Origin of the sequence: Vibrio sp. Vb2960, from assembly GCF_033337665.1 — a bacterium.
Classification (GTDB): Bacteria; Pseudomonadota; Gammaproteobacteria; order Enterobacterales; family Vibrionaceae; genus Vibrio; species Vibrio alginolyticus.
On record NZ_JAWORD010000003.1, the window covers coordinates 70,887 to 84,247 of the forward strand.

Genomic DNA, 13,361 nt, shown 5'->3' on the forward strand with positions numbered 1-13,361 from the left:
TGGGGTGGTATTCTTTGCAAAATCATCACTTTGATGAGTGATTCATTGGTGTTACATTTTGTTACTTACTCAATTTCATATAAGAGACAAAAAATGGCTGGAGCAAGTTTACTCACACTGTTGGACGATATTGCCACGGTGCTTGATGATGTCGCCTTAATGTCAAAAATGGCGGCAAAGAAAACCGCAGGTGTGTTGGGAGATGATCTAGCGTTAAACGCTCAACAAGTGTCTGGTGTTGCATCTGAGCGAGAGATTCCAGTGGTTTGGGCGGTTGCAAAAGGCTCATTCAAAAATAAATTGATTTTAGTTCCTTCAGCTTTACTTATTAGCGCGATTATTCCATGGCTTATCATGCCATTATTGCTAATTGGCGGCTTATTTCTCTGCTTTGAAGGGGCAGAGAAAGTACTTGAGAAAGTGTTTCCTCACTCGCATCCGCACGAAGAAGAAGATGAGCTAGTTAATACTGGCGAGTCGATAGAAGAGTATGAAAAGCGTAAAGTTTCTGGTGCGATTCGGACAGACTTTATCCTTTCAGCAGAAATCATCGTGATTGCGTTAGGTACCGTGACAGGAGCCAGTCTTGTTACGCAAATTTTAGTTGTCAGTTTAATTGCAGTGATTATGACGGTTGGAGTTTATGGACTAGTCGCTGGGATTGTGAAGCTAGATGATTTAGGCCTTTACCTTGAAAGTCGCTCAAACGGTAAAGGTTGGGTGGCGAAAGTCGGAGGGGCCTTGGTCGCTTTTGCACCAAAGTTGATGAAGTTGTTAACCATTGTAGGAACTGCTGCGATGTTTTTGGTGGGTGGAGGAATTATGGTGCACAACGTGCCAGCCATTCATCACTTTGTAGAGCCGATTATTATGAACTTTAGTGGTCATTCGGTTGCTACAGCCATTTTGCCTATTTTACTGAACGGTATTATCGGCTTTGTGGCGGGGTTGGTTGTGGTTGCGGTATGGACGATGGTTGAAAAGCTTCGTGGTCAATAATCACATCTAAAACATGAGACGATAATAACAAGGGTCATGACTTCTTTTTACAAAAAGCATGACCCTGTTTTATAGGTGAAACGTCAGTAAAGTACTTACTTCACTTTCCACTCGATCTGTTCATTTGCTCGAATAGGCACAACGATATCATTGCCAAATGGCATCGTTTCTGGCACATCCCAAGCGGATTTTTCTAACGTTACCGTATCTGTGTTACGTGCAATGCCGTAAAAATCAGGACCGTTGAAGCTTGCGAAAGCTTCCAAGTTTTCCAACTTGCCTTCTTTTTCGAAGACTTCTGCATAAAGCTCTAGCGCTGCGTGTGCAGTGTAAGAACCAGCACAACCGCAAGCCGATTCTTTTGCCCCTTTCGCATGTGGCGCTGAGTCTGTACCTAGGAAAAACTTCTTGCTACCACTAGTTGCTGCTTCGATCAGCGCTTGCTGGTGGGTTCCGCGCTTAAGAATTGGCAAACAGTAGAAATGAGGTTTAATACCACCCACAAGCATGTGGTTACGGTTGAAAAGAAGGTGGTGGGCAGTGATGGTAGCCGCTACGTTGTCTGAGGCGTTGCTAACGAAGTTTGCTGCGTCGGCGGTGGTGATATGTTCTAGAACGATTTTAAGATTAGGGAAGTCATTGACGATAGGAGCGAGGACAGTATCAAGGAATTCTTTCTCTCGGTCGAAGATATCAATATCGTGATGTGTTACTTCGCCATGAACTAGAAGTAACATTCCGACTTCTTCCATTGCTTCTAAAACGTGATAAATGTTTTTCGCATTGGTCACACCGGAATCTGAGTTTGTTGTGGCGCCAGCAGGATAGAGCTTGGCAGCAACAATGTGTCCGGTTGCTTTAGCCTTACGTATTTCGTCTGGTGTCGTGTTATCTGTAAGGTAAAGCGCCATTAAAGGCTTAAACTGTTCGCCATGTTGCTCTTTGAGAATTCGGTCACGGTAGGCTAGGGCGAGCTCAGTTGTAGTAACAGGTGGGACGGTATTTGGCATAATCAGCGCACGGCCATTGTAGCGGCTGATGTCGCGAACGGTGTCTTTAAGAACTTCCCCATCGCGTAAGTGAACGTGCCAGTCGTCAGGACGAGTGATAGTCAGTGTTGTCATTAATTGCTCCCACCATTGAAAAGTTGTCTGATTGGAGCCTAAGCGCCGTATTTGCTTTTGAGCAAACGCTTGCGCTTAGGCGACAGGATGATAGAGGAATTGCCCTCATATTTCATCCCATTTTTCAATTTTATAAAGAGTGAGAGTGTAAGTGGTTACTTCATTGTTAACCAAAGCGCGTGGATCGTACCTGGTAGAAAGAAGAAACACGTCAATATTAGATTAATCAAAAAGTCTTTATTTAGACCTTTCTCCATAAACACCGCGACAGGCGGAAGAAAGATACATAACAAAATCAGAACCAGTTTTCTTGTATCCATAATTAAGCTCCAAATCGATAAATGGGAGTAGTGATAACTTGGGTGAATTATGTGTGTCGTATCACACTTTATCAAACGGTATTTGGTCAGAACGGTGTTAAAAAACGCGAATATTGAGTGTAGTAAATACTTGTCACTAAAACCAAATTTATAAGAATATGGTTTCGAGAAAGTTGCGATGGATGAAGAGGCAGTAGACTCTGCAACTTAATGTGATTTGAGTATACAATACCGCAACAAATAAAAAACACCCGTAGGAAGAAGGCCATGTCGCAACCCGTTTTATCCCAAATTAATGTTTTTCCGGTTAAGTCAGTTGGCGGATTATCGCTGTCGTCCGTATGGGTTGAGAAGCAAGGATTGAGCTTCGATCGTCGCTTTATGATTGCGAAAGCTGATGGCTCGATGATCACTGCGCGAAAGTATCCGCAAATGGTAACCATTAAGTCTGCCTTATTGTCCGATGGAGTGGTGTTTAGTAGTTTGGGTATGGAGCCACTTAAAATCCGTTACCAAGATTTCAAAATGCAGGAGACACCTGCAACGGTTTGGAAAGATACATTTACTGCCTATACCACGACAGATGATGCAGATGACTGGTTTAGTCGTGTGTTGGGGCAACGCGTTGAGTTGTTGTTTAGTGGTGAGCAATCGAATCGTGTCCGTGAAAAGCTAGGTCAAAACGTCAGTTTTGCTGATGGTTATCCGGTTTTAGTGATCAGCCAAGCTTCACTTGATGAGCTGAACCGAAGAAGTTCAGAGCTACACTCAATGGATCAGTTTCGTACTAACTTAGTTGTCTCTGATACTAAACCATTTGAAGAAGATTCATGGAAGCGCATACGAATCGGTGAGGTAGAGTTTGAGTCTCTCAAACCTTGCGAGCGCTGTATCCTGACTACGGTGAATACCCAAAGAGGCACATTCCGTGAGAGCAAAGAGCCGCTCAAAACCTTGCAACAGTTCCGTGCAAACGATGTCGGTGGTGTGTTCTTTGGCCAGAATCTTGTCGCGCGAAATGAAGGCATTATTCGTCAAGGCGATAAAGTTGAAGTATTGGAGTACAAAGAGCCGGAGTTTTACGTAGATAACTCGCCAGTGCGCATGAAGCTTACATGTGTTGAGCGTGAAGACATTGCCCAAGACTTTGTGACCTTATGGTTAGAGCCAAACAAAGGTTCGTTGCCTAATTACTTGCCAGGACAACACCTGCCAATAGAGGTGAATATTGATGGTAAGAAAGTGGGTCGACGCTATACCTTATCATCCAGTCCTTCTCGCCCGGGTCGTTATGCTATTTCTGTAAAGCGTATCGCGGGTGGAAGAGTCTCTAACTCACTCTTGGACAACTTACAAGTCGGTGATGTTTTAGAGGCAGAACAACCTGACGGCCAGTTCCACCTAAAAACGCATGAAGCGCAGCCTCTATTGTTACTCTCTGCGGGTAGCGGAGTAACACCAATGCTATCGATGGTACGTTACTTAGCGGATCATAATCAGTTGGAGAACGTGGTTTTCTACCATCAATGTCGGACCGAAAATGATATTCCTTGTCGCTCAGAGTTGGAGCAGTTAAAGCGTGAGCACCCAGGGCTAGAAGTAAAAGTCTGTTTAACGCAGCCTGCCGTTGATTGGTTTGGGTTAAAAGGGCGTTTAAGTTTGTCACACATTAAGCAAATCAAAGATGTTGAACAGCGCCAAGTGTTTGTGTGTGGTCCTGATGGTTTTATGGAGAAAGCGAAAAATCTCCTGCTAAGAAAAGGGCTGCCAGAGGAAAACTACCATCAAGAAGCGTTTGGAGTTTCTTCTCTTACGTCAAAGCCAGAGAAGAGTCTCGCTATTGACTTTAATGGAACTAAATTCGTAGGCAACAACCAAAAAACGTTGTTAGATCAGCTCGAAGATGCTGGGAAGGTCATCAGCAATAGCTGTCGTGCAGGCTTATGTGGTGCCTGTAAAGTTCAGCTTACGTCGGGTCAAGTACATCATCCGGACGTGCCCGCGTTGACTGATGAGGAACGTGCAATGGGAACCGTATTGGCGTGTTGTGCTGTGCCAGAGACGGACGTAACAGTAACCAACTAGGCGAGAGCACCTTTTTCCTTCGACAAAAACTGTTCCTAGACAAAAAAACGCTGCTATTTTTAGCAGCGTTTTGAGTTTTAAAGAGAGCTGAAAATATCGCTTAGTCGTAAATCGTCGGGATTGGCTGGCGTTTGTGCTGCGTTGCTTTGTAAATCGCTACCAGACGGTCACTCACTTGCTGTGGAACGGGTTTGCCCTCTAAGAAATCGTCGATTTGCTCGTAAGTTAAGCTTAGGGCATCTTCATCTGCTTTTTGTGGAGCAAGCTCTTCTAAGTCTGCTGTTGGCACTTTCTTCACTAGTTGCTCAGGTGCACCCAATGTAGCAGCCACTTCACGAACTTGGCGCTTACTTAATCCGAACAATGGTGCCATGTCACAAGCGCCATCACCAAATTTAGTGTAGAAACCAGTGATGTTTTCTGCTGAGTGATCAGTACCAAGAACAAGGCCGCCTACGTAGCCCGCGATCTCGTATTGAGCAACCATGCGAGCACGCGCTTTTACATTGCCTTTTACGAAGTCGACTTTTGCTGCATCAGTTGGTAAAAGACCTGTACCTTCTAATGCAACGTGAGAAGCCGAATGAAGCCCATCAACACCTGCTTTGATGTTTACCGATACAGAATGGGTTGGCTGGATAAAAGACAGAGCGAGCTGAGCCTCATCTTCATCTTTTTGCTCCCCATAAGGCAGGCGAACTGCGATAAATTGGTAGCTGTTGTTGCCCGCTTCTTCGTTCAGTTGGTCTACAGCCAACTGAGCTAAACGACCGCATGTCGTTGAGTCAACGCCACCGCTGATGCCAAGAACAAGAGACTTACAGCCCGCTTCTTGCAATTTACGCTTAATAAAAGCGACACGGCGTTCAATTTCAAAATGCGGATCAATTGAAGGGAGTACGCGCATTTCGTCACGGATGGATTGTTCCATTTAGGGTTCCTTTTCCTGCAAATATTTCAGACTCTAAAGCACATTTGCTCAAATGGTGATAAACCATACAGTTGAGGCTCATTAAACGCGACTTTAGGGTCAAAAGCTGTAAAGATTAGTAGTATCATACCGAAATCATCAGATTAGAAAACTCTCTTCAACCAGGTAATCACCGGATATGAAAAAAATCGCCATTTTTGGTAGTGCATTTAACCCACCTAGTTTAGGGCATAAAAGTGTTATTGAGTCATTGAGCCACTTTGATCTTGTGCTACTTGAGCCAAGCATTGCACACGCTTGGGGCAAGAACATGCTTGATTACCCAACTCGGTGCAAAATGGTTGATGCGTTCATCAAGGATATGGGGCTTTCTAATGTTCAGCGTTCTGATGCAGAGCAAGCTTTATACCAACCTGGACAAAGTGTGACGACCTATGCGTTGTTAGAAAAAATTCAAGAAATCTACCCAACTGCCGATATAACTTTTGTCATTGGTCCTGATAATTTCTTCAAATTTGCTAAATTTAGTAGAGCTGAAGAGATTACGGAACGTTGGACTGTTATGGCATGTCCTGAAAAAGTAAAAGTCAGAAGCACGGATATTCGCAAAGCATTGGCCGAGGGTGAAGAGATCGGCGCCTATACAACACCTTCCGTACGTGATTTATTACTTAGTAAAGGCTTATACAGAGAAACATTGTCTGGGAACTGAGAGGTCAGATTTTCATGGTCAGAGTCGTTTTATTTAGTGCATGTGCGCTGCTTGTGGTGACACAAGCTCATTCCGCGTGTAACTATTTTTCTGATCGTTCCGTGGTGTTTGAAGATAACACGCTTCCAATCTGTGAAGAAATTTTAGATTCCATCGGCGTGTTAAGTACTGAAGCATTGATTTGGTATGCAGCGGAAGCGAAGCTTGAAGGACCAACAGAAAACTATTGGGAGGAGTGGGCGATTAAGCCGGAAGACACCCCACTTCTAACTCAAAACTTAGAAAAGAATTACTTTGGTCTTGGTTTTTGGATGCCGGAAGAGCTTCGAGACGAAGAGAGTAAAATGGATACAGAAGAGTGGCTTCGTAGTCACGGGTTGATGTTCAGCGTTGGTTTTGGTGATAAATCCGACGGACAGCCAAGAATGCGGTTTGATTATCGTTGGCACGAATATTATGACGCTGACTGGATGATGCAGATAGAGGTACCTTTCTAGACACCTCAAGCAAATGAAAAAAGGGCGTACATTATCAATGTACGCCCTTTTTGCTTTTACTTGAATCTCTACTTTCTGTGTCCGTAATTCTACGTAATGCTGAACACGTAGCTTGTTGAAGAGCAAGTTATAGCGCTTCTCCAAAGACTAAAAAGCAAAGCTGTTCATATTCTTCGATGTTACCAGCAAAAAGAGAGTCAACAATTTGCTCTTCCTTCTTCCCCGACAGTTTCATTTTTCTTGCTTCACGTAGTGTTAGTACCAAGCAAAGCTCTTTAGAAATATTCATGTCACAGCCAGGAGTCCATTGATTGATGGTTCTCGTTAACGTTGAGTGCGCTAGTTTAGGAGACAGCGTCAATATTTCATGTCTTACTACTGTCAGTAGATCGGTTTGCAGATCCGAGCGTTCGGCAGTTGTTGCTAGCTTCTCGACGAGCGCTTTGAGTAGCGGTGAAGGCTTCACAAAGCCCGCCTGTTGTGAGAAGTCGTCATTTAAACGCACAGAAAAATCACAACGATATACACGAGAATTAGGTAAAAAGGTGAGGGAGCTCAAACATCCTTGAGGAATCCAAAAATATTGGCCTGGTTCAATGGCATACTCCTGCTTACCCAATTTAATGACGGCTAACCCTTCGATGACAGACAGTAGACTGTGCTTCAATGCTTTTTTACGCGCAGCTACATCAAGAAAGGGGTATTTAGCGTCGTGAAATTCAATTGCGTAGTTCATTATGAGTACCAGTGTTTTTTGGCGCTAAGGGTAACGTTAAACCCATACGATTCCAACCTGCTGAGAGAATTTTTTAGCATGATAAATGGTGGCTTAACTGGTATGACCATGTTAAAAGTATGGGTTGAAATGCTGCTTGTCAGCAAAACTATGCGTAAAATGTGCCAGCTTTTTTTGATATGTAATGAACAATGACAGCCAATACCGATCCTTATATTGAAATTCGTCCTTACAACGACGAAGAAATTCCAGCAGCGCTGGATCGTCTAATTCAAGATGATGAATTTATCACTGCTATCCTAGAACATCGCTTTGCTAATAAAGCAGCATGGTTCAAAACGCTAATGAGCCCGATCCTGCGCATCTACCTGAAAGCTAAGTGGAGCAAGCTTGATTCTGTCGAAGCAATTCAGATTGAAGTGAAGAAGTATCTGAAAGATACATTGAATAAGACAACGGATGGCGTCACTTTTTCTGGTTTGGATAAGCTGGATAAAAACACGTCATACCTATTCGTTTCTAACCACCGTGATATTGCGATGGACCCTGCGCTCGTAAACTATGGCTTGTACCAAAGTGGGCACCGTACAGTTCGTATAGCGATTGGCGATAACCTGCTGAAGAAGCCATGTGCGACAGAATTGATGCGACTCAATAAGAGCTTCATCGTTAAGCGCTCTGCTAAAGCGCCTAGAGAAATGATGAAAGCATTGGGACAACTTTCAAGCTATATCAAACATTCGCTTGATACTGGCAATTCAATTTGGATTGCCCAAAAGGAAGGCCGTGCTAAAGATGGAAACGACTTTACTGATCCTGCGATTTTAAAAATGTTCCATGTTGAAGGTCGTAAACAAAAGATCAGCTTTGGTGAGTACACGCGTTCTCTGAAAATCGTTCCTGTCTCGATTGCCTATGAAAATGATCCATGTGACATTGCCAAAGCAAAAGAGCTGTACGAAAAAGCAGAAAATGGCCGCTATGAAAAAGGCGAATTTGAAGATATCGAAAGCATCATTCAAGGTATCGTTGGCTATAAAGGCCGTGTACATGTTGCGTTTGGTGATGTGATTGAGCAAGAGTTTGAAACGCCGGAATCTCTTGCTGGTGAAATCGACCGCCAAATTCACAACAACTACAAGTTGTACCCAATCAACTTGTTAGCTGCTGGGCATGAAGATTCGAGCATCATTACGGAAGCAGTTAAGCGTCATCTCGCGGATAAGTTGGATCAGCTACCTGAAGGCGCAAGACCTTATTTGGTGGCGAGCTATGCCAATCCTGTGAATAACCAAGAGTAATCTTCGTCACTGAACTCGTTGATTCAGAATGCCTTAAAGCCTCGGTCTGCCGGGGCTTTTGTTTATCTGCTCTTTAAGGTGCGACGGCACCACCAAGGGTTAAATTGCTGGGCCATTTTGTGATCCTGTTACCACCTAAATAGATATTCCCTTTCACCGTCATTGTGTCTGGAAATACTTTCAGCGCTGATCCTCCAATATAGAGATTACCATCAACCACTAATCCTTCAGGAAGATCAGAAATGGGAGTGCGAATAACACTTAGATCACCTTTTACTCGAAGTTTAGCTGGAAGCGCTTTTAGCGGTGTATCTGTCAGATTTAGGTAACCGCCTAGTTTGATGCCTTTAGGCCAGTTTTCGATCTTACTACCTAGTAGGTTTGCATAGCCTTTTATCTTTGTTCCTGAGCGAATAACTTTGAGTGCGCTGTTAGTTGCTTCCAGACTGCCTTCAACATCAAGCCCTTTAGGCAAGGTTTTGATAGGGGTTTGTGAGATGTTTAAGTTGCCCTTTACCACTAGGCCAGAGGGTAGTTGGGTGTAAGGCTTGTTTCTAAGATCAAGATTGCCGTAATTATCGATGTGACCAAACTTAGAATAGTAATCTAGCTCATATGCCAAAGGAGACGAGCAGAGTAGGATTGAAGTAAGGCATAGGGAAACAAAACGCATAGTCAAAGAGTTAGTTAAATACCGAGATCAACAGGTGCTTATCTTATACTTAAATAAACCTATTATGCATTTTTTGCTCACAGTTTTTGATTCATAACTTAAATATTCAAATTAGAGATACACGTTAAAAGTGTGCGCTTCTTTACTGAGCTAAGTAACTTCAAGCTTACTAAAATGAGATAAATTAAATGATTGAATGTGAAGCAGACCCAAGTGTAGAGGTGAGAAAAATATCAGTAGATATTTGAATAATATGAGATTCTTCCAAGAACTTCACAAGGGTCCTTGTTAGTATTATTGAGGTTTGAGGAGATTTTCATGAAGTTAAAAAGTGTATCTATTTTTACCGCTGGTGTTTTTGCAGTACTGCTGTCGGGTTCCGTTTTTGCTAAATCATACAGTACACCAGAAAACAAAGCGCTAATAGTTGCTGACGGTAAGGTAGGTCAGCGTATCTGTTACTACGATGATAAAGCCTACACCACAGGGGCCGTGATTAATGTTGAAGGCGTATTACTGATGTGTACCGCTGAGAACGATTTTGAAACCAATGGCTCGTTAAAGTGGGTCGTGTTCAAAAAAGATAAATAAACGCGCCGAAGTTGTCTGTTTCATTTAGAGCGGTTTAAGATTAAGAGATTGGAAAAATAAAAAGCGAGCATCATGCTCGCTTTTTTCATTAACGCGCGAGTGAGCGAGTTTTTAATTCAAAGATAAGTTTTTCAGCACTTACTTCAAATTTGAATCGAGCCGTCGCTTGGTTCGATTCTTCGGTTATTTCTGAAACATTGTATTCAACATCAGCACATACTGATTTAGCGAGCTCGATGTATTTTTGTAGTTCAGACTCTAGCTCTGTTTTTGTCTGTGCGAAAACCGTTACGTCGGCAACTTCGTCACCTTCTTTGATGATAAAGCCAATCTCGCCAGCACAGCCGCAGGCCTCACATACTTGGTTTTTTTCTAATTCGACACTCATAACGAATCCTCTTGTAAATACTAAGGGTATTCTATCAGGTATTTGATCTGTATCTACAAAAATGACGACTTTTGCGTAAAAAAGGAACAGAATAGGCACTTGTTAAGTAAGGGTTAAAGATTGGATTACTAAATCATCAAGAACGTTAATGTGATATATATCAACATTTAAAATCAATTAACGAACATAGTGACGAGATTTTGCTCAGTCCAGTTGAACTAATGGTTAATTTATAAGACTATTTCTTGATTGATTATTTTTAATAATTATCATTCTTGGTCTTTGAATAGTTTCGATGAATAATTGGCGCAAGGTTTTGATGAGACTAACTTTTCGCCTTATTTTGAGTAGCATGTATTGACAAAAACATAACTGAAAATTACACATTACGCAGTGTAAAGACGTTATGGTTTGGAACTCGACATGATATTAAATAGTCGCAATACATATACCCAAAGCGCTTTCAAGTGCAGCGCTTAGCAACCTGATTTCTAGGTTTTCGCTAATCGAACCGCATCGGCGAGCCGGGTATAATGCTAAGAATGATTTCATTCTGGCCTCATTTAATAGTGAGTTAGATGGATTTACAAAGAGAAGAGCTTAAAATATGCCAAAGCGTAGTAAAGAAGATACCGAAATCACTATCCAAAAGATCATGGATGCCGTTATTGATCAGCTACTCAGATTAGGTTACGACAAAATGTCGTACACGACGCTAAGCCAGCAGACAGGTATATCGCGTACCGGTATTAGCCATCACTTCCCTAAGAAAACGGACTTCACCGCCGCACTGGATGGCCGTATCTTTAAAATGTTTATTGAACACTTAGAGTTTGATAAAGGATTAAATGCATTTTCACAAAGTTGGATTAAAGCGCTGGAAGATGCTGAGTTTCTCGCGATTTTACGACTGCTATTCCATCACATTGTCACCGCTGAAAATGCGCAAGAATTTGCTGCTAATGGTATTGACCGCTTATACAAAATGGTTGAAAGCCAGTTTGGTGCGGGTGGTTACAAAGAGCTTGAGTGGTTGATTGGTCGATCATTGATCCAAATGAGCAAGTAATAGCCTTTAAAGCACCAAATTCTGCCACTATCAAAGCAAAGGCCCGCAATTCTCATATTGCGGGCCTTTGTCGTATCAAAGTGTTTTAGAGACGGCTTAGAGGAGATACGCTTTATGCTGCGGCATGCACTTGAGGGAAGTCTAGCGTCGGATGTTTTGTCACAATAGATCGATAGCCATAAACTTGCTCAATGCGCTCTGACGTTAGTGCATTCCATGGCGTGTCATCACAAACTAGTTTCCCGTTATGCAAGAGTACAAGGCGGTCTGCGTACTGAGAGGCTAGATTCAAGTCATGTAACACCACAACCACCGCTGCGTTTTGTGCTTTTGCCGTTTCACGAGCAATCTTTAACGTGTTGTGTTGGTGGGCGAGATCCAACGCTGAGGTAGGTTCATCAAGCATTAAGATTCGTTTTTCGCCAGATTGATGTAGTTGTGTCATCACTCGTGCTAGATGCAGTCGTTGCTTTTCTCCACCAGATAAAGACGGGTACAGGCTTTCTGCTAAATGCAATACGTCGGTTTGTTCCATGTAATGTAAAGCCAGTTTAGTGGTTTCTTTATTGGACAGTGATAGCGGTATTGCCCCCAGCTCTACTACTTCTCTGGCTAGAAATGGGAAGGTTAAGGTGCTGTGCTGCGGGAGCATTGCAATATGTTTGGCGCTTTTTTCAGGCTCCCAATCATGCTTTTGTTTACCGAAGTAGGTGATGTGATGATTCGAAGAGATCTCACCGCATAGAAGCTTGAGTAAAGTACTTTTACCTGCGCCATTGGGGCCGAGTAGGGCGGTCACTTCACCAGCTCGGATATCAATGTTGATGTCATCGAGCACCACACGGTTGCCATACGTCATCGAAATGTTTTTCCCCGATAAAACGATCTGGTTCATTACAAAATCTTCCCTTTTTGCTGGAACAATAAGTAGATGAAAAAGGGCGCGCCAATCAATGCGGTCACGATTCCAACTGGTAATTCAGCTGGTGCCACGGCAACACGAGCAAACATATCTGCGGCAGTAAGAAGCAGTGCTCCCATTAAGGCAGATATTGGTAATAGCGTTCGATGGTCAGGCCCAGCGAGCATGCGCCCTAAGTGAGGAATCACGAGCCCAATAAAGCCAATTGCACCACTGATGCTCACCGTAATACCAACACCCAGTGCAGAAAGTAAAATAAGCTGACGTTTGAGTTTTTGAACCGGAACTCCTAAGTGTCTTGCTTCTGATTCCCCTAACAACAGAGCATTCAGCGCCATCGACTTCTTCTGAAACCAGAGCAATAGGATGACGAGTGTTATAGCAGATAGAGCAATCCCTGACCAATTTGCACCAGCTAATGAGCCCATCGACCAAAGCGTCAAGTCTCGCAGCATCTGATCATCTGCGATAAAGTTCATGTAGCCAATCGCAGCACCCGAGAGCGCGCTGATGGCAACGCCGGCTAACAACATAATTGTAACTGAGGTACCAAACTTACTTGTGCCGAGTTTATAAACGAGAATAGTCGTTAGTGCACCGCCAATGAAAGCAAAAAGAGGCAGAGCCGCTAAGTTCATTAGTTGCGGATAGTTTTGGCTAAATTCAGCAAATACAACAATAGCGAATGCACCACCAAGAGCAGCGCCAGCAGACACACCAATGATACCAGGCTCGGCTAATGGGTTACGGAACAAGCCCTGCATAACCACACCACAAATTGCTAAAATGGCGCCGATGAACATACACAAAATGGTGCGAGGCAATCGGATTTCGTTAATGACCAACTGAATGTGAGGAGCGAGATCAGAACTGCCTCCCGTTAGGCTACGCAAACTGTCAGCAAAGCTAATGTTCATTGGGCCAACGGTAATAGAGGCGATAGCAATAAATGCTAAAAATCCACTAAGCACTGATAACGTCGTTGAAAGGGGGATGCGTCTTAACAACATGTC

At 43.2% G+C, this 13,361-nt stretch carries 15 protein-coding genes; 7 read left to right on the forward strand and 8 right to left on the reverse strand.

Translation table 11 applies throughout. The features are described from left to right. The first annotated feature begins 93 nt into the window (after positions 1 to 93). Positions 94 to 999, forward strand: coding sequence for a DUF808 domain-containing protein (locus R7O03_RS03635; RefSeq protein ID WP_213897555.1), 906 nt, complete (start codon positions 94 to 96; stop codon positions 997 to 999). Positions 1,000 to 1,094: 95 nt separating this feature from the next. Here the strand turns inward: R7O03_RS03635 and pyrC are convergent, their stop codons facing one another. Together pyrC and R7O03_RS03645 are read right to left on the reverse strand one after the other, a co-directional pair. Then, positions 1,095 to 2,123, reverse strand: a complete 1,029-nt coding sequence (gene pyrC / locus R7O03_RS03640; protein WP_154203975.1) for a dihydroorotase — start codon at positions 2,121 to 2,123, stop codon at positions 1,095 to 1,097. Positions 2,124 to 2,278: 155 nt separating this feature from the next. Then, positions 2,279 to 2,443, reverse strand: a complete 165-nt coding sequence (locus R7O03_RS03645; protein WP_005375297.1) for a YqaE/Pmp3 family membrane protein — start codon at positions 2,441 to 2,443, stop codon at positions 2,279 to 2,281. A gap of 267 nt (positions 2,444 to 2,710) precedes the next feature. On the opposite strand from R7O03_RS03645, the gene R7O03_RS03650 reads away from it, so the two are divergent. Continuing rightward, positions 2,711 to 4,528 carry a hybrid-cluster NAD(P)-dependent oxidoreductase gene (locus tag R7O03_RS03650; RefSeq protein ID WP_318131505.1) on the forward strand — a complete coding sequence of 606 codons (1,818 nt, stop codon included), beginning with the start codon at positions 2,711 to 2,713 and terminating at the stop codon, positions 4,526 to 4,528. Between the two features lie 100 nt (positions 4,529 to 4,628). On the opposite strand, the gene nadE is transcribed toward R7O03_RS03650, so the two are convergent. After that, entirely contained in the window at positions 4,629 to 5,459 is an 831-nt protein-coding gene (gene nadE, locus R7O03_RS03655; RefSeq protein WP_053350088.1) for an ammonia-dependent NAD(+) synthetase, read from the reverse strand. A 178-nt stretch (positions 5,460 to 5,637) separates the two neighbouring features. Here nadE and R7O03_RS03660 point away from each other — a divergent pair, with 178 nt between their 5' ends. Then, entirely contained in the window at positions 5,638 to 6,171 is a 534-nt protein-coding gene (locus R7O03_RS03660) for a nicotinate-nicotinamide nucleotide adenylyltransferase (protein ID WP_005375300.1), read from the forward strand. Positions 6,172 to 6,185: 14 nt separating this feature from the next. Beyond that, complete coding sequence (locus R7O03_RS03665; RefSeq protein WP_017635276.1) at positions 6,186 to 6,668, forward strand: hypothetical protein; 483 nt, start codon at positions 6,186 to 6,188, stop codon at positions 6,666 to 6,668. A 127-nt stretch (positions 6,669 to 6,795) separates the two neighbouring features. On the opposite strand, the gene R7O03_RS03670 is transcribed toward R7O03_RS03665, so the two are convergent. Beyond that, positions 6,796 to 7,404: an AraC family transcriptional regulator gene (locus R7O03_RS03670; RefSeq protein ID WP_213866217.1), complete on the reverse strand. Its 609-nt coding sequence runs from the start codon at positions 7,402 to 7,404 to the stop codon at positions 6,796 to 6,798. 191 nt (positions 7,405 to 7,595) lie between these two features. Between R7O03_RS03670 and R7O03_RS03675 the strand changes: the two genes are divergently transcribed. Further along, positions 7,596 to 8,705, forward strand: coding sequence for a 1-acyl-sn-glycerol-3-phosphate acyltransferase (locus tag R7O03_RS03675; protein WP_005385027.1), 1,110 nt, complete (start codon positions 7,596 to 7,598; stop codon positions 8,703 to 8,705). 73 nt (positions 8,706 to 8,778) lie between these two features. Here R7O03_RS03675 and R7O03_RS03680 read toward each other — a convergent pair whose 3' ends face one another. Continuing rightward, entirely contained in the window at positions 8,779 to 9,378 is a 600-nt protein-coding gene (locus R7O03_RS03680) for a hypothetical protein (protein ID WP_005375305.1), read from the reverse strand. Between the two features lie 318 nt (positions 9,379 to 9,696). Between R7O03_RS03680 and R7O03_RS03685 the strand changes: the two genes are divergently transcribed. Beyond that, the gene (locus tag R7O03_RS03685) at positions 9,697 to 9,969 is read left to right on the forward strand and encodes a YnjH family protein (protein WP_005375306.1); all 273 of its coding nucleotides are present in this window, start codon (positions 9,697 to 9,699) and stop codon (positions 9,967 to 9,969) included. Between the two features lie 88 nt (positions 9,970 to 10,057). Here R7O03_RS03685 and R7O03_RS03690 read toward each other — a convergent pair whose 3' ends face one another. Beyond that, entirely contained in the window at positions 10,058 to 10,357 is a 300-nt protein-coding gene (locus R7O03_RS03690) for a YfcZ/YiiS family protein (protein WP_005375307.1), read from the reverse strand. Positions 10,358 to 10,964: 607 nt separating this feature from the next. Here R7O03_RS03690 and R7O03_RS03695 point away from each other — a divergent pair. Then, positions 10,965 to 11,426, forward strand: coding sequence for a TetR/AcrR family transcriptional regulator (locus R7O03_RS03695; protein WP_222711947.1), 462 nt, complete (start codon positions 10,965 to 10,967; stop codon positions 11,424 to 11,426). A 112-nt stretch (positions 11,427 to 11,538) separates the two neighbouring features. Here R7O03_RS03695 and R7O03_RS03700 read toward each other — a convergent pair whose 3' ends face one another. Further along, on the reverse strand, positions 11,539 to 12,321 hold the full coding sequence (locus R7O03_RS03700) for a heme ABC transporter ATP-binding protein (RefSeq protein ID WP_005385036.1): 783 nt from the start codon (positions 12,319 to 12,321) through the stop codon (positions 11,539 to 11,541). Then, positions 12,321 to 13,358, reverse strand: coding sequence for a FecCD family ABC transporter permease (locus R7O03_RS03705; protein ID WP_132936318.1), 1,038 nt, complete (start codon positions 13,356 to 13,358; stop codon positions 12,321 to 12,323). The genes R7O03_RS03700 and R7O03_RS03705 overlap by 1 nt, the downstream gene beginning before the upstream one ends. Positions 13,359 to 13,361: the final 3 nt, after the last annotated feature.

Coding starts and splice junctions, on each gene's coding strand:
- R7O03_RS03635 (WP_213897555.1), top strand. CDS start 94: ATGGCTGGAGCAAGTTTACTCACACTGTTGGACGATATTGCCACGGTG.
- pyrC (WP_154203975.1), bottom strand. CDS start 2,123: ATGACAACACTGACTATCACTCGTCCTGACGACTGGCACGTTCACTTA.
- R7O03_RS03645 (WP_005375297.1), bottom strand. CDS start 2,443: ATGGATACAAGAAAACTGGTTCTGATTTTGTTATGTATCTTTCTTCCG.
- R7O03_RS03650 (WP_318131505.1), top strand. CDS start 2,711: ATGTCGCAACCCGTTTTATCCCAAATTAATGTTTTTCCGGTTAAGTCA.
- nadE (WP_053350088.1), bottom strand. CDS start 5,459: ATGGAACAATCCATCCGTGACGAAATGCGCGTACTCCCTTCAATTGAT.
- R7O03_RS03660 (WP_005375300.1), top strand. CDS start 5,638: ATGAAAAAAATCGCCATTTTTGGTAGTGCATTTAACCCACCTAGTTTA.
- R7O03_RS03665 (WP_017635276.1), top strand. CDS start 6,186: ATGGTCAGAGTCGTTTTATTTAGTGCATGTGCGCTGCTTGTGGTGACA.
- R7O03_RS03670 (WP_213866217.1), bottom strand. CDS start 7,404: ATGAACTACGCAATTGAATTTCACGACGCTAAATACCCCTTTCTTGAT.
- R7O03_RS03675 (WP_005385027.1), top strand. CDS start 7,596: ATGACAGCCAATACCGATCCTTATATTGAAATTCGTCCTTACAACGAC.
- R7O03_RS03680 (WP_005375305.1), bottom strand. CDS start 9,378: ATGCGTTTTGTTTCCCTATGCCTTACTTCAATCCTACTCTGCTCGTCT.
- R7O03_RS03685 (WP_005375306.1), top strand. CDS start 9,697: ATGAAGTTAAAAAGTGTATCTATTTTTACCGCTGGTGTTTTTGCAGTA.
- R7O03_RS03690 (WP_005375307.1), bottom strand. CDS start 10,357: ATGAGTGTCGAATTAGAAAAAAACCAAGTATGTGAGGCCTGCGGCTGT.
- R7O03_RS03695 (WP_222711947.1), top strand. CDS start 10,965: ATGCCAAAGCGTAGTAAAGAAGATACCGAAATCACTATCCAAAAGATC.
- R7O03_RS03700 (WP_005385036.1), bottom strand. CDS start 12,321: ATGAACCAGATCGTTTTATCGGGGAAAAACATTTCGATGACGTATGGC.
- R7O03_RS03705 (WP_132936318.1), bottom strand. CDS start 13,358: ATGTTGTTAAGACGCATCCCCCTTTCAACGACGTTATCAGTGCTTAGT.